Annotated in this window: 13 protein-coding genes; 5 read left to right on the forward strand and 8 right to left on the reverse strand. The window is 57.0% G+C overall.

The features are described 5' to 3' along the window. Positions 1-10 precede the first annotated feature (10 nt). The 5 genes from AAER43_RS22550 (at position 11) to AAER43_RS22570 (ending at position 13,181) form a co-directional block, all read left to right on the forward strand. The gene (locus AAER43_RS22550) at positions 11-1,705 is read left to right on the forward strand and encodes a ShlB/FhaC/HecB family hemolysin secretion/activation protein (protein WP_050862886.1); all 1,695 of its coding nucleotides are present in this window, start codon (positions 11-13) and stop codon (positions 1,703-1,705) included. Between the two features lie 2 nt (positions 1,706-1,707). Then, positions 1,708-2,226, forward strand: coding sequence for a toxin-activating lysine-acyltransferase (locus tag AAER43_RS22555; RefSeq protein ID WP_023331620.1), 519 nt, complete (start codon positions 1,708-1,710; stop codon positions 2,224-2,226). 13 nt (positions 2,227-2,239) lie between these two features. After that, positions 2,240-10,969: a hemagglutinin repeat-containing protein gene (locus tag AAER43_RS22560; protein ID WP_231069902.1), complete on the forward strand. Its 8,730-nt coding sequence runs from the start codon at positions 2,240-2,242 to the stop codon at positions 10,967-10,969. A gap of 2 nt (positions 10,970-10,971) precedes the next feature. Continuing rightward, positions 10,972-11,517 (forward strand): immunity 42 family protein, encoded by a 546-nt coding sequence (locus AAER43_RS22565; protein ID WP_023338886.1) that lies wholly within the window; start codon positions 10,972-10,974, stop codon positions 11,515-11,517. A 155-nt stretch (positions 11,518-11,672) separates the two neighbouring features. Beyond that, positions 11,673-13,181 (forward strand): VENN motif pre-toxin domain-containing protein, encoded by a 1,509-nt coding sequence (locus AAER43_RS22570; RefSeq protein ID WP_231069901.1) that lies wholly within the window; start codon positions 11,673-11,675, stop codon positions 13,179-13,181. Positions 13,182-13,476: 295 nt separating this feature from the next. Here the strand turns inward: AAER43_RS22570 and AAER43_RS22575 are convergent, their stop codons facing one another. The 8 genes from AAER43_RS22575 to AAER43_RS22610 form a co-directional block, all read right to left on the reverse strand. Beyond that, positions 13,477-13,638, reverse strand: coding sequence for a SymE family type I addiction module toxin (locus tag AAER43_RS22575; protein WP_307857210.1), 162 nt, complete (start codon positions 13,636-13,638; stop codon positions 13,477-13,479). 41 nt (positions 13,639-13,679) lie between these two features. Then, positions 13,680-14,126 carry a hypothetical protein gene (locus tag AAER43_RS22580; RefSeq protein WP_196480535.1) on the reverse strand — a complete coding sequence of 149 codons (447 nt, stop codon included), beginning with the start codon at positions 14,124-14,126 and terminating at the stop codon, positions 13,680-13,682. A gap of 422 nt (positions 14,127-14,548) precedes the next feature. Continuing rightward, entirely contained in the window at positions 14,549-15,490 is a 942-nt protein-coding gene (gene fabY / locus AAER43_RS22585; protein ID WP_023331628.1) for a fatty acid biosynthesis protein FabY, read from the reverse strand. 44 nt (positions 15,491-15,534) lie between these two features. Continuing rightward, entirely contained in the window at positions 15,535-15,972 is a 438-nt protein-coding gene (gene dtd / locus AAER43_RS22590; RefSeq protein WP_014885747.1) for a D-aminoacyl-tRNA deacylase, read from the reverse strand. After that, on the reverse strand, positions 15,969-16,850 hold the full coding sequence (locus AAER43_RS22595) for a virulence factor BrkB family protein (protein WP_014885748.1): 882 nt from the start codon (positions 16,848-16,850) through the stop codon (positions 15,969-15,971). The genes dtd and AAER43_RS22595 overlap by 4 nt, the downstream gene beginning before the upstream one ends. Then, positions 16,844-17,443: a glucose-1-phosphatase gene (gene yihX / locus AAER43_RS22600; RefSeq protein ID WP_045268693.1), complete on the reverse strand. Its 600-nt coding sequence runs from the start codon at positions 17,441-17,443 to the stop codon at positions 16,844-16,846. Before yihX ends, AAER43_RS22595 begins: the two co-directional genes overlap by 7 nt. Positions 17,444-17,562: 119 nt before the next feature. Beyond that, positions 17,563-18,363, reverse strand: a complete 801-nt coding sequence (locus AAER43_RS22605; RefSeq protein ID WP_014885750.1) for a DeoR/GlpR family DNA-binding transcription regulator — start codon at positions 18,361-18,363, stop codon at positions 17,563-17,565. Between the two features lie 34 nt (positions 18,364-18,397). Beyond that, a complete protein-coding gene (locus AAER43_RS22610) occupies positions 18,398-19,294 on the reverse strand; it encodes a sugar kinase (RefSeq protein WP_045268692.1) in 897 nt (298 codons plus the stop codon). Between the last annotated feature and the right edge of the window lie 142 nt (positions 19,295-19,436).

Consider the following 19,436-nt stretch of genomic DNA (forward strand, 5'->3'; position numbering starts at 1 on the left):
GTAAGGGAAAATGTTGAAAAGGGAATTTCGACCAGTCGCAACGAAGCGCACCGGCTTTTTTATCTGTGCTGTTCTCAGCCTTTCATCGGGTGCCAGCGCCGCACCGGGTGATGAACCGTTTATCCTGCAACAGCAGCGTCAGCAGGCGCTGGAAACCCAACTGACGCCCCAGGCGCCTAACGTTCGGCTGCAATCTCCGGCAACACGTAACGAAAGCGGCGAATTTGCCGCCGAAACGCCCTGCTTCACCATCCATGACGTGACGCTGACGGGGCATAACGCCCTCCCGCACTGGGTACCGCTGCAGCGCATCGCGAATCAGGCCGTCGGGAAGTGCCTCGGCGCACGGGGTATCAACCACGTGATGAGCCTGCTGCAAAACCGGCTGATCGCCCACGGCTGGACAACCGCACGCGTGCTGGCTCCCGCTCAGGATTTAAAAAGCGGCCATTTAACACTGGCCGTTATTCCGGGGAAAATACGCCACGTCACATTGACCGATAACAGCCGTCGCGGGTTATGGCTTTACAGCGCCTTCCCGGCACATGACGGTAATCTGCTCGACCTGCGGGATATCGAGCAGGGTCTGGAGAACCTCCAGCGCCTGCCCACCGTCCAGGTTGAGATGGATATCGTTCCGGCTGAACAGCCGGGTGAGAGCGATATCGTGATAACCCGCCAGCAGAGCAAATTCTGGCGGCTTGGCCTGTCGCTTGATGATTCTGGCTCGTCGTCAACGGGCCGCTATCAGGGTGGGCTAACGCTGTCGCTGGATAACCCGCTGGCGCTGAGCGATCTCTTCTGGTTTTCCATGAACCATGACCTGCAAACCGGGCCGGAAAAAGGCAACCAAAACCTCAGCGCCCACTGGTCTGTTCCCGTGGGCTGGTGGGCATTTTCCGTTACCGGCAGCGATTACCACTATCACCAGACCGTGGCGGGGCTAAACGGCGACATTCGTTACAGCGGCAAAAGCCAGAGTCTGGTGGCGCAGGCCAGCCGGGTTCTGCATCGCAGCAGCGCCCAAAAAACCACGTTCACCTGGGACGTGGAGAGCCGGACAACGAAAAACTACATCAACGACACGGAAGTGGAAGTTCAACGCCGCCACGTCTCCTCCTGGAAGGCCGGGCTTCAGCATCGCCACTATATCGGCCCGGCAACGCTTGATGCAGGCATCAACTATCAGCGCGGCACGCGATGGTTTGGCGCCCAGCCAGCCCCCGAAGAAACGTTCGATGAAGCCACGGCGCTGGGCCGAATTCTTCGCACCAACGCACGCCTGAGCCTGCCGTTCGCACTCAGCACGCAGCACTTGCGTTATGACGTGGCCTGGCAGCGTCAGACCAGCAACACGCCACTCACTTCACAGGATCAGTTCGCCATCGGCGGGCGCTGGACGGTGCGCGGCTTCGACGGTGAACGCACGCTCAACGCCAATCGCGGCTGGCTGGTTCGAAACGATCTCTCCTGGCAGACCCCGCTTGCCGGAACCGAGCTCTATCTGGCTGCCGACTATGGCGAGGTCGCTGGCAACGGTACGGAATACCTGGCGGGCAACCATCTTGCGGGTGGCGCGGCGGGCTTGCGCGGTGCGCTCTGGAAAGTGGGATACGACGCCTTCGCGGGCGTGCCGTTCTCCCACCCGGACGGTTTTAAAACCAGCCCGGCAACCTTCGGCTTCAACCTCAACATGGATTTCTGAGTATGCGCTATGGCGAATTGACGGTTCATTGTCCGCAGCTCGAGGACGTCGCGCTAAGTGAAGCCGAAGTGCTGGGCGCGTCGGTCTGGCTCTGGATGCATTCCCTCAACCACCGTGACGCGCCGCTGCACGTCCTGCCCGTGGTGCTCTTGCCCATCATTAAACGCCAGCAGTACGTGCTGATAGAGGAGAAAGGACGCCCGATCTTTTTCCTGAGCTGGGCATGGATGAGCGAAGAAGCCGAACGCCGCTATCTCACCCAGGAGACGGTCGTCCTGCCGGAAGAAGACTGGTGTAACGGCGATCGGATGTGGTTTCGCGATTTTATTGCCCCCTTTGGGCACGCGGAAGCCCTGTTTCGCCTGGTACGCGAGGAGATTTTTCCGCATCACGTTGCGCGCTTTCTGTGGCATCGCGGCAATGAGAAAGGCCGTCGTATCAAAACGTTTTATGGCAGGCAGGTCACGCGCGAAGCGCTGCTGAACTGGAAACACACGCACCCGTTGCACGGACAAAAATAAAAAGGATTTCACCATGAATAAACGTCTGTACCGTATCGTCTTTAATAAAGCCCGCGGCATGCTGATGGTCGTTTCCGAGCTGGCGCGCGGCTGTTCGGGCGGATCGTCTTCCTCCGGGATCGGGCACGCGCTTCAGCGTCTTGTCTGCCGCGTCGGCGCACTCAGCCTTGCGCTGTGGCTGGCCTCTGGTGCCGTCACGGTGCAGGCCGCCGGGATTGTGGCGGACGCCTCCGCACCCGGTAAACAGCAGCCCACCGTGATCAGCACCGCTAACGGCACGACGCAGGTGAATATCCAGACCCCGTCTGCAGGCGGCGTGTCCCGCAACACCTACAGCCAGTTCGACGTTGGCCGGGACGGGGCCATCCTCAATAACGCCCATAAAAATACCTCAACCGAACTCGGCGGAATGGTGACAGCCAACCCGTGGCTGGCGAAAGGCGAGGCTAAAGTCATCCTCAACGAGGTGAACGCACGCAACCCGAGCCAGCTCAACGGCTACATTGAGGTGGCTGGACAAAAGGCCGACGTGATCATTGCCAGCCCGTCGGGCATTACCTGTGACGGCTGCGGCTTTATCAACGCCGGGCGCGCCACGCTGACGACCGGTACCGCGCAGATGCAGGATGGCCGGATAACCGGGTATCAGGTGGAGCGCGGTGAGATTACCGTGAACGGCAACGGGCTGGATACCTCCGGGCAGGCGCACACCGATATCATCGCCCGGGCGGTTCAGGTGAATGCGGCGATTCACGCGCAGGATTTACGCGTCACTACCGGGCGCAACACGGTGGATGCGGCGCATGAAAAGGTGACCGCCCTTGCGGATAACGGTGCGGCAAAACCCGTCATGGCGCTGGATGTCTCCCAGGTCGGCGGCATGTACGCCGGGAAAATCCGTCTGATCGGGACGGAAAAAGGCGTCGGCGTGCGCAACGCGGGCAATATTGGCGCAGAAGCCGGAACAGTCACCCTCTCCGCCGACGGGCGTATTGAGAATAGCGGCACGGTCTGGTCTTCCGCTGACGTCGCCCTTTCTGGCACCGACGCCATACAAAACAGCGGCTCCCTCGCTGCACAGCGCAACGTCAGCCTGACGGGCAAAACGATTGCCAGCACCGGCACGCTGGCAGCAGGCGTGCAGCCCGATGGCACCACAGGCCGCGACGGCGATCTGACGCTCAACGCCAGCGGCAAACTTGAGATGCATGGACTGAATGTGGCGGGTGGCAACATCAGGTCCACGGGACAGGGGGTGGATGCATCAGGCAGCGTGACGCAGGCCAACACCATTACCCTTAACGCCGGACAAGGCGACCTCAGCACCGCCGGTGCGGAAGTCATCGCGAATGACGCCCTCAGCGTCACGGCAACCGGCACGCTGGATAACAGCAGCGGCCTGCTCGCCGCCGACCAGCTCACGCTCACGGCAAAACGCCTGCAAAATCATAAAGGCCAGATAAGCCAGAGCGGCACGCGGGGTCTGACGCTGAACCATCAGGACGGCATCGATAACCGCGAAGGCGTGATTGCCGCCAACGCCACGGTAAACGTCAACGCCGCGTCGCTGGATAACCGTAAAGGCCAGATCGTTGCCGCCGATACCGACAGCGCCCTGACGATAAAAACGGCTGGCCTGACGGACAACCGCGAGGGTGAACTGGCAGCAGCAGGCAGCATCAGCATGAGCGCCGACACTCTCAACAACAGCAGCGGCTTTATCAGCGCGGAACACGGCCGCGTCGCGCTAACCAGCCGCAACGCGCTGGCTAACGTCGGCGGGACAATAGCCGCCCACGATAACCTGACGCTCGACAGCGCCGGGTTGAACAACGACGAAGGGTTAATTCAGTCCGGGGCGGACATGATCGTCGACACTCACGGGAACCGCCTGTCAAACAACACGACCCTGACGACCGGCGGCATCGTCAGCTTCGGCACCCTGAACGTCAACGCCGGCAGCATCAGCAATCAGCACGGCATGCTGGCCAGCGCGAAAGAAACCGTCGTAACGGCCGCGGACGTGGACAACCGCAACGGTACCCTGAGCGCCACAGGTTCGCTGAATCTGCATGTGGGGTCGCTGGAGAATACGCAAGGCACGCTGGTATCCGGCGGCGATGCGCGGATAGACGCATCCCGGATAGACAACCAGAAAGGGATGATTGTCGCCCAGGGCGATCTTGCCGTCACGGCACAGCGTCTGGATAACGACAGCAGCGGGCTGGTCCAGAGCGGAGGGGATCTCACGCTGGCCGTTGACGGTATCAGCAACCGCTACAGCGGGGACAAGGGCGGCATCGTTAGCCAGGGAAACCTGAGCATAACCACGACCGATCTGCAAAATGATGCGGGCGTACTGCTCGCCGAAAAACGGGCCACGCTGGACGCCGCGCGCTTTAGCAACATCGCCGGGACGCTGTATGCACTGGATACGCTGACGCTTGCCACGCGCAGCGATACCGACAACCGTCAGGGGGTCATTCAGGGAAGCGGGCTCGTTCTTGATACGCACGGCTGGCAGCTGGATAACCGCGAGGGGACGATTTACAGCCTGGCGGAAATGCAGCTCGCCACCGCCGCGCTGAACAACCAGAACGGCACGCTGGGCGCAAAAGGGGAGATCACGCTGCGGGCAACCTCGCTGGATAACCGTTCCGGCGGGCGTCTGGTGGGTGAGCAGGAGATGACCCTCAACCTCGAGCGTCTTGATAACCAGGACGGGCAGATCCAGTCTCTCGGTGAACTGGCGGTGAACGCCGTAACGGGGGCGATCGACAACACGCTGGGCCTGATACGCAGTGGCGCAACGGTGACGCTCAACGCAGCCTCGCTGATCAATCGCAATACGCAGGCTGAAGATAAGGGCATTGAAGGGCTGGATGTGAAAATCAACAGCCAGCAGTTCGATAATGCTCTGGGAACAACGCGAGCAGGCAATACGTTATCGGTCGCCAATGCCGGAACCCTGGATAACACGCAGGGTGAGCTGTCCGCCGAGGGGGCGCTGTCGCTGAGCGGCGCGGCTTTGTGGCTTCTCAACGCTGACGGGGTCGTTATTGGCGGGGAGAACGTCACGCTTGAAGCCGACGCGCTAACCGGAGACGGTCAGCTTCTGTCGCTCGGCGATATGACGATTCACACGCAGCAGAGTTTTAACAACGCGGGTGATGTGATTGCCAACGGCAGCATGACCTTCACCACGCCGGGCGGCGTGACCAATAGCGGTAACCTGCTGGCGGGTGCAAAACTGGATCTCAGCGCCGCCAGCCTGTTCAACGCCGCGTCCGGCGAGATTGCCGCCGGCGCGACCTGCCTGACCCTCTCCTCAAGCCTGAGTAATTACGGTCTTATCGACGGCAGCCAGACGTGGCTGCGTGCCGAAACCTTAACGAACGCGGGTACCGGCCGCATCTACGGCGATCATCTGTCGATTCAGGCGACAACGCTCAATAACCTCGCCCAGGACGGAACGGCAGCGACCCTCGCCGGACGCCAGCGCGTGGACATCGGGGCACAGACAATCAACAACCGCGACCACGCGCTGATCTACAGCGACGGGGCGATGGCCATCGGCGGGCGCGTGGACGACAACGGCTTTGCCATCGGGCAGGCGCAAACCCTCAACAACCACAGCGCGACCATTGAATCCGCGGGCGACATGGCGCTCTCCGTCGGCCAGCTCAACAACATCAACGACCATTTCAGCACCGAAGTGGCGCTCATCTCCACGGAGCAGATCCACGAGTATCAGCAAAAGGGATCGCCCACCCGCTGGGATGCGGATGCTGACGGCGTGTTCGTCGACCACAACTCGGCCGACCACCTGCTTAACCTCAACACCCCGGACGATACCGGGGCCAACAACGACAACTTTTACGAGTACACCTACACCCGCACCATTGAAGAAGAGGTGATTGCCGAAAGTGACCCGGGCAAAATCCTCGCCGGCGGCAATATGCTGATTACGGCAAATCAGGTTCTGAACGATAAAAGCCAGATTGTGGCGGGGGGAACGCTCGGGATCTTCGCCGATTCGGTGGATAACGTGATGCCGGAAGGCAGCCGATGGATCACCGATGCAGGCTCGGTCACACACTACAGCCGTAAATCCAGAAAGGGTGGCGACTCGCAGGGAAAAAGCACCTCGGACTACGCCCCGCCTGTGGTTATCCAGTCGATCACCCTGTCGCCGGGCAAAATGGAAGGCAACAGCCAGGCCGATGGCAGCGGCATGACCCTTTCCCCCGCCAGCGCCCACAAAACAGATACCACGCTTAGCGGGACGGGTAGCCTGGCGGTAGGTGTGGACACCACCTCACCGGGTTCCGCTGCCCTGCCCTCCGGCAATGCGCCTGGCAAATGGATTGAAACGCCCGCCAGCGATGCGCAGGGCGTGGTGGTACGTGCCGCAGGGCCGGACATCCGTCTGCCGGACAGCAGCCTGTTTAACACCCTGCCCGATCCGAATGCGCACTACCTGATCGAAACCGATCCACGCTTCACCAACAACAAGACGTGGCTCGGCAGTGATTATATGCAGAATGCGTTCATGACGGATCCGGATAACGTGCACAAGCGCCTTGGCGACGGCTATTACGAGCAGCGCCTGGTACGCGAGCAGATCATCGCGCTCACCGGCGGCCGCTACCTGGGCGACTACCGCGACGATGAGACCCAGTTCAGGGCATTGATGGATGCGGGCATTGCTTTCGGGCAGACGCATCAGCTTGTCCCTGGCGTGGCGCTCACCGCCGAACAGATGAGCCTGCTGACGGAGGACATGGTCTGGCTGGTCAACACCCGCGTTCAGCTTGCCGACGGCAGCTGGCAGACGGTGATGGTGCCGCAGGTGTATGTGCGCGTACAGCCTGGCGACATCGACGGCTCCGGCGCGCTGATGGGGGGCCAGAATCTGGTGATGAACCTGAACCGCGACCTGGTCAACAGCGGCACCCTGCACGGGCGTGACGCGGTGCAGCTCAGTGCCGACAACATCACCAACAAAGCAGGAACGATACAGGGGGCTGACGTCAGCCTGTTCGCCCGCACGGACATCAACAACACCGGCGGCACGATTTCCGGCAAAAATGCCGTGCTGGCCACGGCCGGGCGCGACATCAGCCTCACCACCACCACCCGCAGCGCACAGAGCAGCAGCGGGAAAAACAGTTTTGAGCGCACCACCGTAGAGCGCGTGGCGGGGATCTACGTCCAGGGCGATGACGGTAAGCTGGTGCTGAACGCCGGGCGCGATCTCACCCTGACCGGCGCGCAGGTCGTTAACAGCGGCAGTGGAAGCCAGACGGTGCTCAGTGCCGGGCGGGATCTGAACCTCACCACCGTCACTACCTCCGCCAGCGATAACCTGACGTGGGATAAAAATAACTGGCTGAAGCAGTCCACCACTCAACAGGTTGGCAGTGAGGTGGCCAGCGGAGGCGATATCCTGATGATGGCCGGACGCGACGTGAATACGCAGGCCGCAACAGTGGAGGCGGACAGCAGCCTCGCCGTCAGCGCGGGACGCGACATCTCCGTCACCGCCGCCACCGACAGCAGCACATTTGAGTCGCACCATCAGTCCACCGGCAGCAGCGGCGCGTTGTCGAAAAAAACCGTGACCACGCACGATGTGGTGAACCGCGAGACCGCCCAGGGCGCCCTGTTCAGCGGCGACAGCGTCACCCTGCAGGCGGGCAATAACCTGCGGGTGCAGGGCAGCGATATCGTGGGCGATAACGATGTCCGGCTGGCGGCAGGCAACAGCCTGACCGTGACCACGGCGGAGGAGCACAGCCAGGAGAGCCATCAGCGCCAGGAGAAAAAATCCGGCTTCTCCGGCACGGGCGGCATCGGCGTCAGCTACGGCAGCCAGAGTCTGAAGGTCACCGACACCGCGCAGGACACCACCCATCGCGGCAGCACCATTGGCTCCGTGAACGGCAGCGTCACGCTGAGCGCGGGCAATGACCTGAGCGTCCACGGTTCGGATCTGATTGCCGCGCAGGACATGACGCTCGCCGGGAAAAACGTCAGCATCACCGCCGCCACGGAGAGCGGCACACAGACCCACACCGTGGAGCAAAAATCTTCCGGCCTGACCCTTGCGCTCTCCGGCGCGGCGGGTGGTGCTCTCGACAGCAGCGTCCACACCCTGAAGCAGGCCAGAGAGACCGATAACGACCGCCTCGCCGCGCTGCAGGCGGTGAAAGGCGCACTGACCCTCGGACAGGGCGCGCAGTCCGTCATGCTCGACCAGGCCACCGGCAACCAGAAGGGCAACGACAACACCGTCGGCATCAGCCTCTCTTACGGCAGCCAGTCGTCAAAATCCACCCAGACCAGCACGCAGGCCACCGCAAAAGGCAGCAGCCTCACCGCCGGGAATAACCTCACCGTGGTGGCAACCGACGGCGACCTGCTGGTTCACGGCAGCCAGCTTGATGCGCAGAACGACCTGTGGCTACAGGCCAGCCGGGACGTGAACCTGATTTCCGCACTGAACACCTCCACGCTCGACGGCCAAAACGAGAGCCACGGCGGCAGCGCGGGCGTCGGTATCGGCTACGGCTCCGGTGGCGCGGGCATCTCCGTCTCCGCCAGCGTGAACAGCGGCAAAGGAACCGAGCGCGGCAACGGCACCACCCGCACCGAAACCACGGTTAACGCAGGGGATACGCTCACAATCGTCAGCGGCCGCGATGCGAATCTAACCGGGGCGCAGGTCAGCGGGGAGAGCGTGCTGGCCGATATCGGGCGTAACCTGACCATTACCAGTGAACAGGACACCGACCGTTACGACAGCAAACAGCAAAACGCCAGCGCGGGCGGCAGCTTTACCTTCGGCACCATGAGCGGCTCGGCCAGCGTTAACTACAGCCGCGACAGCATGAACAGCGACTACGTCTCCGTGAAGGAGCAGAGCGGTATCTTCGCAGGCTCCGGCGGGTTCGACATCAACGTCGGCGGCCACACGCAGCTCGACGGCGCGGTTATCGCCTCCACCGCCACGGCGGATAACAACCGCCTCGACACCGGGACGCTCGGCTGGCGGGATATCCATAACACCGCTGAATACGACGTGGAGCACCAGAGCGCGGGCATCAGCACCGGGGGCAGCACCGGCGGCAGCATCGCGGGGCAGTTCGCCGGGAATATGGCGAGCAACCTGCTGGTCGGGGCGGACAGCAGCGGCAGCGCGGAGGGCACCACGCGTGCGGCCATTGAAAACGGCACGGTGGTGGTTCGCGATAAGGAGCATCAGACGCAGGACGTGGCGGACCTGAGCCGCGACACGGCGAATGCCAACGGCAGCATCGACGCCATCTTCGATAAGGAGAAAGAGCAGCGCAGGATGGAGGAGGCGCAGCTTATCGGGGAAATCGGCAGCAAGGTGGCGGATATCGCCCGCACGCAGGGTGAAATCGCGAAACAGGAGGCCATGAACGACCCGGCAGCGCTCCGCGCCGCAGAGGAGAAGCTGAGGGCTGAAGGCAAGAGCAACCCTACCCCTCAGGAGATAGCCGACCAGGCCGGACGCACGGCAATTGAACAGTACGGCACGGGCAGCGACATGCAGCGCGCCATCCAGGCGGCTACCGCTGCCGCTCAGGGTCTGGCGGGCGGCGACATGACCGCCGCACTGGCCGGAGCCGCCGCACCGTACGTGGCGGAGGTTATCGGGCACCGGATGGGGCTGGACGACGGGATGGAAAAAGCCGCCGCCCACGCGGTGGCGAATGCGGTGCTGGCCGCGATGCAGGGGAAAGACGCGCTTGCGGGTGCAGCGGGTGCCGCCGCCGGGGAGCTGGCAGGTGGTATTGCGCTGGAGATGTATGATAAAGACCTCAGCGACCTGAGTGAAACGGAGAGGCAGACCATCAGCGCACTGGCAACCCTTGCCGCAGGGATAGCGGGCGGTGTCGCGGGCGACGGCACGGCATCCGCCATCGCCGGGGCGCAGTCCGGGAAGACGGTGGTTGAGAATAACTATCTGAGCAGTAAGCATATAGATGCCTGGTCCGCCGAAATGAAGTCCTGTCAGGCCAGCGGTGGCGACTGCAGCGGCATTATCAAAAAGTACGAAGAGTTGAGTACGGCACAGCAGAAGCAACTGATAAGTGACTGTGCAGCCCACCCGTCGACCTGCCAGCAGAAATACGGTGATGTACTGACTGACAGTCTGGCGGTGAAACAGGCAATAGATCGTGCTCTGGGTGAAGATATCCCGATCAAGATGGTCTACGATCTGACGGCGACTTTTGCGCAGCAAATGCAGGCGGAAGGGGTTGTCGCGACCAACAAAGTCTCGGAAGCACTCCAGAAAGAATACGGTCTGGATGAAGTTCAGGCGGGAATAGTCGCGAGCGCTGCGGCATCAGCATTTGGTGGAATTAGTAAAGCAGGTAAAAGTAGCCCGCTACCAACGCCCTCGGCAACTTCAGCAAAAAATGGTTTGAGTTATCAGTCCAACCCTAAACATACTCCGGGGCAACAAGGCTATAGTTTCAATGCCGGGACTGAACCTAAAAATTCTATAGATCTATTTGGAGTATCTATAGTTGGTGGTAAAAAACGGTATGCAATGGATGCCGAAGGAAATGTTCATCAATTTACTAATACAAATGATGGGACATGGCATTGGTCTGGTAGTACAGGAGACAAAACCGTTCCAATGAAAAAAAGCGATGTACCGAACAGTGTAAAAAAAGAATTCGGCCTACCAGGAAAATGGAGATAAATATGATTTTTGGTAACCCATATCGATTTGCCATTTGGACGGACTATATCCCTCAGTGGGGAGAATCCTATAAGAATGGTTTGTTTCATCTAATAATTAATGGGAATTTATACCCACATAATATTAGAACATCAACGTTGTCTTCTGATCTCTTAGAGATTACAGATAATGACTGTGCTCTGATATCACATCCTCAAAACGAGGATATATTCTCCTTATCTACTGAACATGCTTTTAAGGAACTGCTAAATTTAGCCTATCCAGAACCATCTCAAGAGGACGAATACCCGGAGCAAACATTTGATTATATTATCACTTCATCAAACATCAGTGAATCAGGCGGACGTTTTTTTGCTATCGCAGATGGTAAATCATTGAGAATCATTGGGGGCGTAACAGAACGCCTAGTAGAAGATAGATCTGGCAATGGAAATAGATGGGAGTATATTAACAAACCATTTATAGAAGATATCACGCTATCTAAAAAAGAGGTTGATATTATTATGGCTGATGTTAAAAAATATGCCGAGGCTTTTTTAAATGAATAAGTATACATGTTGACGACCGGGATTTAAAATTTTAACTATCACCTACTGCGTATCAGCATTAGGAATATATACATTCTAGCAACCTGCTGGTCGGGGCGGACAGCAGCGGCAGCGCAGAGGGCACCACGCGTGCGGCCATTGAAAACGGCACGGTGGTGGTTCGCGATAAGGAGCATCAGACGCAGGACGTGGCGGACCTGAGCCGCGACACGGCGAATGCAAACGGCAGCATCGACGCCATCTTCGATAAGGAGAAAGAGCAGCGCAGGATGGAGGAGGCGCAGCTCATCGGGGAAATCGGCAGCCAGGTGGCGGATATCGCCCGCACGCAGGGTGAAATCGCGAAACAGGAGGCCATGAACGACCCGGCAGCGCTCCGCGCCGCAGAGGAGAAGCTGAGGGCTGAAGGCAAGAGCAACCCTACCCCTCAGGAGATAGCCGACCAGGCCGGACGCACGGCAATTGAACAGTACGGCACGGGCAGCGACATGCAGCGCGCCATCCAGGCGGCTACCGCTGCCGCTCAGGGTCTGGCGGGCGGTGACATGACCGCCGCACTGGCCGGAGCCGCCGCACCGTACGTGGCGGAGATTATCGGCCACCGTTCCGGGCTGAACGACGGGATGGAAAAAGCCGCCGCCCACGCGGTGGCGAATGCGGTGCTGGCGGCAATGCAGGGGAAAGACGCGCTTGCGGGTGCGGCTGGAGCGGCGGTCGGGGAGCTGGCGGGCGGAATTGCGCTGGAGATGTACGGGAAGGATGTTGCTGCGCTGAGCGAAAGTGAAAAGCAGACCATCAGCGCCCTGGCAACTCTTGCCGCAGGGATAGCGGGCGGCGTTGCGGGAGACGGCACGGCAAGTGCCATTGCGGGGGCGCAGTCCGGGAAGACAACGGTGGAGAATAACACGCTGAGTCTGCCGAAAGGGATGATGGACTATGGCATGGCAGCAACGTCCTGGAATCAGTATGCAGAGGACAACGGGCTATCAGCAGAAGAGAAACAGGCGGGGCTGGATAAACTGTCGAAAGGGGATTTACCTGAAGAGGCTAATATCACTAAAGCGATAGTGGAAGGTTATCAGGATGGGGTATTTATGGCTGGAGCCATTTATCTTGGCCCGACAGTCGCAGTGGGAAAAGGTGTTACCGGTGCGGTTATTGGTGGTGGTGCTAACTCTTTATTCCAATACATGAGTATGTCGCCAGGCAGTGAGTTTAGTTACTACAGCGCTGCCGTAGCGGCAGGTGCTGGTTATCTGGCGCCAGGATATAAGATTGGTGGTAACACTCTTATTAATATGGGTGGTGCATTTATGACTGATGGACCCAGCTTAACTGGTCAGGGTGGCGCCATTGCGGGGTCGCTGGCCGGGGGTTATTTTGGGAAGTATGCTCCAAAGCTGATTGCGCCATACGTGGGGGCGTTTTCCGGTGTGATAGGAGATATTGGTTCTGCTTCTGTCTTTGAAATATCCAATGATACAGTTAAAGAATTAATAAAAACAAGGATAAAAAACAATGAAAAAGAAAATGACACTTCATATATTTATTCTTATTTTTATCTATATGACTACCGCTTTTTTTGCACTGGGTGTAGTTACCAGGATTGTAACGGCAGTTATTTATACTGGGGAGGTTTATTTATCGTTATCCGGTGTTATTAAAGTCGTCAAGATGAGTGTTGTTGCAGGAATATTTATTGCAGTGGGATGTTTAATATTCAACAAAATAGACGAGTACAATGCTCGTAAAAAGCTACCCACCGACCCCGATAAGTGATCCTCAGCGACTAAAATCCCCGCCTTCTAAAGCGGGGAATTTTGCTATTTAGTCATCTTCACAGCGGATCAGGCAGTCGTAGCGATCACGCCTGATCGTCGGAATATCGCCGGTATCGTTAACCCCATCAGAAAACCCTTGATCGGCTGGGCATCTTCTTTTTATTGAAGTGGACGACGCTTAAACCTTCGGCACAACCCCACAGCTCGCGGGTGCTCTGGGGGGGATCACAATGCAATCCTTCATCACGCGGATTTTAACCAGCATACAATCAATAAAACCTGCATTCGACAACCATTTCCCGTTGAGAGATGTTTTTCTCTCCTTTAATTTAACGTGGATTTATTATTTCAGAGTGAATATATGGAGTTGTGGTTTCTTAATTAACTCTTGGATTTTATGAAGTTGTAATCAATTATATAAGACCCTATTTCATTTGAATGAGCACTAACCCTTACAGCATCTGCTCCTGGTTCACCCGCTGCTTGAAGTGCTTTTTTATTTGTACACAATTGAATCCAACGCTTTGTGTTATAGTCCTTAAACCACAACCCTGCTTCACAATGACCAAACCGCCCCTTTCTTGGGCCAGGATATGTTATTTCATAAGCCGCTTCGTATGTAATAACGTTTCCCTTCGACATAAACACGAAAACATCATAAATCCCTAATGAAAGAATAAAGCCACAACTAAACCCCACCCAAAAACGTTCAATGACATAATTTGATGTTTTACCAATAGGTCTATAATAGGTAGCTCTCCCGGAGAATATGAGACCAAAAATAGAGCCTATCGTTATATACGTTAACCATTCTGGAACAGAGTTCATTAGAACAGTTCTCATTGAAATCATGCTCACCCAAATGATATAGGCAAGAAAACAACCCAAAAGCAAAAAACTCAATAATAATATAATTACGAGCCCGGATTTGTTTCGTTCAAAGCTGTAGTATTTATTCATTTTATTATAAATTCATAACGAGTCATTTGTACATAAATGTTGCAATAATAATTGATGCAATAGCTAAACACCATTTAGCTTTCCTTAATTACAATTTGGGTTTTATTTGAAAAGTAGAGAATTAAAAATGCAATTGGCAACACATCTTTTATTACGACAACAAGGATTAACTATACGCTCGTCTATGAAGGTTCGAACGCCGATCTGGATGGCAATTACGCCATCAATAGATTTATTTTTAATACAACATGAGAGTTATCTTCTAAAAAGATAACTCTCTTTTAACTGCGCTACTCCTCTTCATTTCCCCCCTCTTCATACGCGCCATACGGCTTCGCAGGGAGAACGATGTAAGTTCCTTCAAACACCGCGCCCGGGGTTTCATCACCAAACAGCTCAACCTGCATCTGCACGCGCGCTTTGCGGCCACGCGCCAGACGATCAAGGTCGCCGCCCAGTGCGCCAAGGTCAGCCACCGCGCTCGGTTTGCCGCTGATCGGCGCGCTGTAACGGATATGGGCATCGGCCAGAATGATGGTGCCGCCAAGATGGCGCTCGCGCAGCATCAGCCAGATCAGCCCCCAGCCGGTGAGCGTTGCCAGAGAAAACAGGCTGCCAGCAAACAGGGTGTGGTGAGGGTTCTGGTTGCCGATTTCCGGCATGGTGGTAATGAATTTTTGCCCGGTGTACTGCTGGATGCGCACGCCCATCTTTTCACTCAGAGGGATATGTTCATACCAGGCTTGCTGTAACTGACCGCACCAGTCTGCGCGATGCAGAATGTCGTCCAGAGTGGCAATGGGTTTGATCATCAAAAAATGACGAATCGGCGTGGTTTGCGGGGCGGTGATTTCCCCCTGATTTACAAAACCGAGTTTGGCAAAGAACTCCACGGCATCTTCGCGGGCGCTACAGGTGACGCGCTTAACGCCCTCCTGCCGGGCGACGGACTCCAGGGTCATTGCCATTAGCGTCCCCAGCCCTTTGTCCTGTACGGAAGGGTGAACCGCCATAAAGCGAATAGATGCTTCGTTATCGGCATTGATATACAGACGCCCGACGGCGACGAGATTGCCCTCCTCGTCCATCACCATCTGGTGATGGGCCATTGCGTCCCAGGCGTCGCGCTCAGAGCCTTTCGGTTGATGTAATGGCTTGCGCAGCATTTCCCAGCGGAACTGGTAATAGGCTTCTAACTCTTCTTCCGTTTGCGGTACTCGAAGGTGATACATAGCTGTACTCTCTCTTGTTACCCGCGGCCACGCCGCCAGTTGGCTCATACCTGGAGCCAGAATGTGACGGGGCCATCGTTCACCAGCGAAACCTGCATATCTGCAGCGAATCGTCCGGTTTGCGTATGCATTTCCTGCTGGCGACAACGCTCAACAAAGTATTCGTAAAGTGCTTCTGCACGATCGGGCGCGGCGCCTTTCGAGAAACTCGGGCGCATGCCGCGCTCGGTATCCGCTGCCAGCGTAAACTGGGACACCACCAGCACGCTGCCGCCCGCCTGCTGGACGTTCAGGTTCATCTTGCCTTCCGCATCGCTGAAAATGCGGTAACCCAGCACCCGCTCGCATAAGCGGTTAGCTTTTTGTTCGTCATCATCCTTTTCGACACCTAACAACACCAAAAGTCCTGGGCCAATTTCACCCGTCACCTCTCCCTCCACGGTGACGCTGGCACGGGTTACGCGCTGTATCAATGCAATCATGGTTGGTCTGCTTCTTGTTGTTTTTCAGCTGCTGCTGCTTTTTTAAGTTCGCGGTATACGCCGAGAGTGACAGTTATTTCGGCACCAAGCAAGACGATACACCAGGTCCAGTAGACCCAGACAAACAAAATGGGGATCACCGCCAGCACGCCGTAAATCAGCTGATAGGACGGAAACATGGTGATGTAAAGGGCAAACCCTTTTTTACCCAGCTCAAAAAGCACGGCCGCCACCAGCGCCCCCACTACCGCATCGCGGTTTGGTACGCGCGTGGTCGGTACGACGCTATAGAGCAGCCAGAACGAAAGCCATGACAGGATCAGCGGAAAGATGCGAAGCACATTATCAATAACGCCGTTTAAATCACTCGCCCAGCGCAATGACAGAAGGTAAGAGCTGATGGCAAGGCTCGCCCCGGCCAGCAGCGGGCCGAGCGTGAGGATCATCCAGTACACGGCAAAAGAGTAGACTTTTGGCCGCGCTTTTTTACTCCGCCAGATTGTGTTCAGTGCGCTATCAATGGCATACATCAGCAGCAGCGCAGTGACAATCAGCCCGCATGCCCCCACCGCCGTCATCTTGTTGGAGTTGGCAACGAACTGCTCGATGTAGTTCTGGATAACATCCCCGGTGGCAGGAATGAAATTCGCAAACACGAAATGGCGAAGCTGCAGGCTGACGTCCGCAAACATCGGAAAGGCGGAAAATAGCGCAAAGATCACCGCCACCAGCGGCACTAATGAGAGCAACGACACGTACGCGAGGTTTCCCGCCAGCGTGGTCATGTTGTCCTCATCAATGCGGTGCCAGAGCAGTTTTAGCCAGGCTCTCAGCGGGCGCGTATGATGCGTGGCTTTTTGATGAACGGTTTTTAACATAACTGCTTCGCAAAGTAGTTGGGTATCGTCTCTTTTCCGGTCACCAGAATTGACGTGATACCTAACTGGTTAGCTCCCTCTATATTATCGGCATTGTCGTCGAAAAAGACGGCATCGGCGGCAGTGAAACCTTCTGCCTGCAAAACGGCCTGATATATCCGCGCTTCGGGCTTGCGCATACCCATCTCCTGCGAGAGATAGATTTTATCTGCCGCTGCCTTAACTTCAGGGTATTCTTCAGGCCAGAACGTGGTGTGCAGGCGGTTAGTATTCGACAGGACAACCACACGGTGCCCCTGCTCACGCAGTTTGTGCATGATGTCGATCACTTCCGGGCGGATGGCGACAAATACCGCCTGCCAGCCGTGCGAAAACTGCTCATAGCTTAATGACAGCCCCATGTCCTGGCAGAAACGCTCTGCGAATTCTTCGTCACTTATTTCACCGCGCTCATGCTGATGAAAGGTTTCGCCCATCGCGAAATTCTGCTTTAACGTCGCCAGCGGAACACGGCTAAAGTCGCTCCATGCGCCCAGCACGCGATTAAAATCGATATCGACGATTACATTTCCTAAATCAAAGATATAAAGCATTTTTATCTCCTGCTCGCCGTGGAAAAATAACTGTAGCGGGAAAGAGAAGGTTTGGCTATGTGCGAGATTCAGCTTAAAGAAAGGAATGGCCCGAAGAGAGATATCGGGCCAAAAAAAGGTCAGCCAGCCTGCTGTTCTTCTCCTGAACTGACTTCGACCACTTCCACTTTGCTGGATTTGAGGAGATTTTGCAGCGCCGAGCCGGGAAGCTCATCCGTGAATAGCGCCGTGGCCTGCGCCACGTTGCCAATTTCTACGGCGGCGGAAGCGCTGTATTTCGTATGATCGGCTGCCAGTAAAATATGGCGCGAGTGAGCCATCATGGTTTTCACCACGCTGGCTTCATTGACGTCAAACTCCATCATCGCACCGTCGTGCTCAATCGCCCCTACGCTGGTCACGAGATAGTCCGCCCGGAAGCCAGACACAAACGCCGTCGCCGCCGGGCCGATAATGCCGCCGTTATGCGGGCGCAGCGTGCCGCCGGGGACCATCACTTCAAAGCGCGGGTTTTTATAGAGAATGTGCGCCACCCGCAGGCTGTTGGTGATAATGCGCAAATGGTTGTGATTGAGCAGCGCCCGGGCAACATGCTCCACCGTCGTCCCGATGGTGATAAAGATGGTTGAGCCATCGGGAATGTAGTCCGCAATCGCCTCGGCAATCGCCCGCTTCTCTTCGGTGAGCGAAACTTCACGCTGCTCGAACGCCGTGTTCACCACGCTGGACGCCCTGCCCGCACCGCCATGATGACGCGTTATGAGTCCCTGCTCGCTGAGCTTACGGATATCCCGTCGTACCGTTTGTGTGGACACATCCAGCAGCTGCGCCAGTTCATCAATATTCATATAGCCGCGATCGGCAATCAGCGTCAGCAGCTGATCGTGACGCGGGTTGCCGGTCAGTTCGGTAAGACTCATGGGCTGTCCTCTGAAAACCATCACGCCCCGCATTTTATACAAAAAGTGACAAAAAAGAGCGGGTTTGATCACAGTCGGGTATACCCGCACGCCCGCCGGGCCTGGTGCATTTCAGGGCGGCGACGGCGCTGGCAAAACGCACGGCGTCAGCGGCGGACGCTTGCTGCGCCAGACTGACCGCCAGCGCACCGTGGAAAACGTCGCCCGCCCCCGTGGTATCAACCACCTCGACCTCAAAGCCAGGCTGATGACATAACCTGCCGCTTTCCAGCCAGAAGCAACCGTCTCGCCCCTGCGTAACGTACACATGTCCATTTGTGAGCATTTGTGCTTTTTTCAGCGCGTCTTCAGCTCCATCCAGCTGCGTTAAACGCCGCAGTCCCGGCGCGGAGAAGGCGGCATGATCGCTTAGGGCGATCAGTTCCGCGATGTCCTGCGGAGTGACATCCGCATCAAGTAAGGTGGGTACGCCCTGCTGGCGAGCACGGATAAACGCCTGTTTTGCCCCGTCATGCCAGCGCACGTCTGCTAATACGATATCCCATTGTGAGAAGTCGACGTCTTGCAGCCAGTCAGCCTCAGCGGGAAGATCGGGGCTGGGGTAGTTCGCAATCACGCGCTCCCCGCTGGCGTCCACCAGCACTGCGGATTGTGACGATCGGGCCCCTTTAAACACGCGCGTGTAGCGGGTATTCACCCCCAGGGATTCCAGCTCCGCGAGCAGGCGTCTTCCGGTCTCGTCGTCACCCACGCGGCCAATAAAGTCCACCTCAGCCCCCAGTTTCGCTGCCGCCACCGCCGCAGTTGCCGCCGGGCCACCGCCCACTTCCGTATAATCTTTTGCGACATATTTCCCACCTTCCCTTGGTAAATCATCGAGATACCAGATGCGATCCAGCACGGTAATGCCGACACAAACGATGCGAGTCATGGTGATTCCTTGTGCGATTTCTGATGCTGCCATTTTAATTTCATCAAATGTTTAAAAAGTGACCCCTGTCAATTTTTTGACTATAAATTACAAATACGATCAAAAACAGACAACACAAACGCGCAAAAATTGACACGATGTG

This window comes from Enterobacter sp. FUJ80071 (assembly GCF_038739915.1).
Taxonomy (GTDB): Bacteria; Pseudomonadota; Gammaproteobacteria; order Enterobacterales; family Enterobacteriaceae; genus Enterobacter; species Enterobacter kobei.

Coding starts and splice junctions, on each gene's coding strand:
- AAER43_RS22550 (WP_050862886.1), top strand. CDS start 11: ATGTTGAAAAGGGAATTTCGACCAGTCGCAACGAAGCGCACCGGCTTT.
- AAER43_RS22555 (WP_023331620.1), top strand. CDS start 1,708: ATGCGCTATGGCGAATTGACGGTTCATTGTCCGCAGCTCGAGGACGTC.
- AAER43_RS22560 (WP_231069902.1), top strand. CDS start 2,240: ATGAATAAACGTCTGTACCGTATCGTCTTTAATAAAGCCCGCGGCATG.
- AAER43_RS22565 (WP_023338886.1), top strand. CDS start 10,972: ATGATTTTTGGTAACCCATATCGATTTGCCATTTGGACGGACTATATC.
- AAER43_RS22580 (WP_196480535.1), bottom strand. CDS start 14,126: ATGAACTCTGTTCCAGAATGGTTAACGTATATAACGATAGGCTCTATT.
- fabY (WP_023331628.1), bottom strand. CDS start 15,490: ATGTATCACCTTCGAGTACCGCAAACGGAAGAAGAGTTAGAAGCCTAT.
- dtd (WP_014885747.1), bottom strand. CDS start 15,972: ATGATTGCATTGATACAGCGCGTAACCCGTGCCAGCGTCACCGTGGAG.
- AAER43_RS22595 (WP_014885748.1), bottom strand. CDS start 16,850: ATGTTAAAAACCGTTCATCAAAAAGCCACGCATCATACGCGCCCGCTG.
- yihX (WP_045268693.1), bottom strand. CDS start 17,443: ATGCTTTATATCTTTGATTTAGGAAATGTAATCGTCGATATCGATTTT.
- AAER43_RS22605 (WP_014885750.1), bottom strand. CDS start 18,363: ATGAGTCTTACCGAACTGACCGGCAACCCGCGTCACGATCAGCTGCTG.
- AAER43_RS22610 (WP_045268692.1), bottom strand. CDS start 19,294: ATGACTCGCATCGTTTGTGTCGGCATTACCGTGCTGGATCGCATCTGG.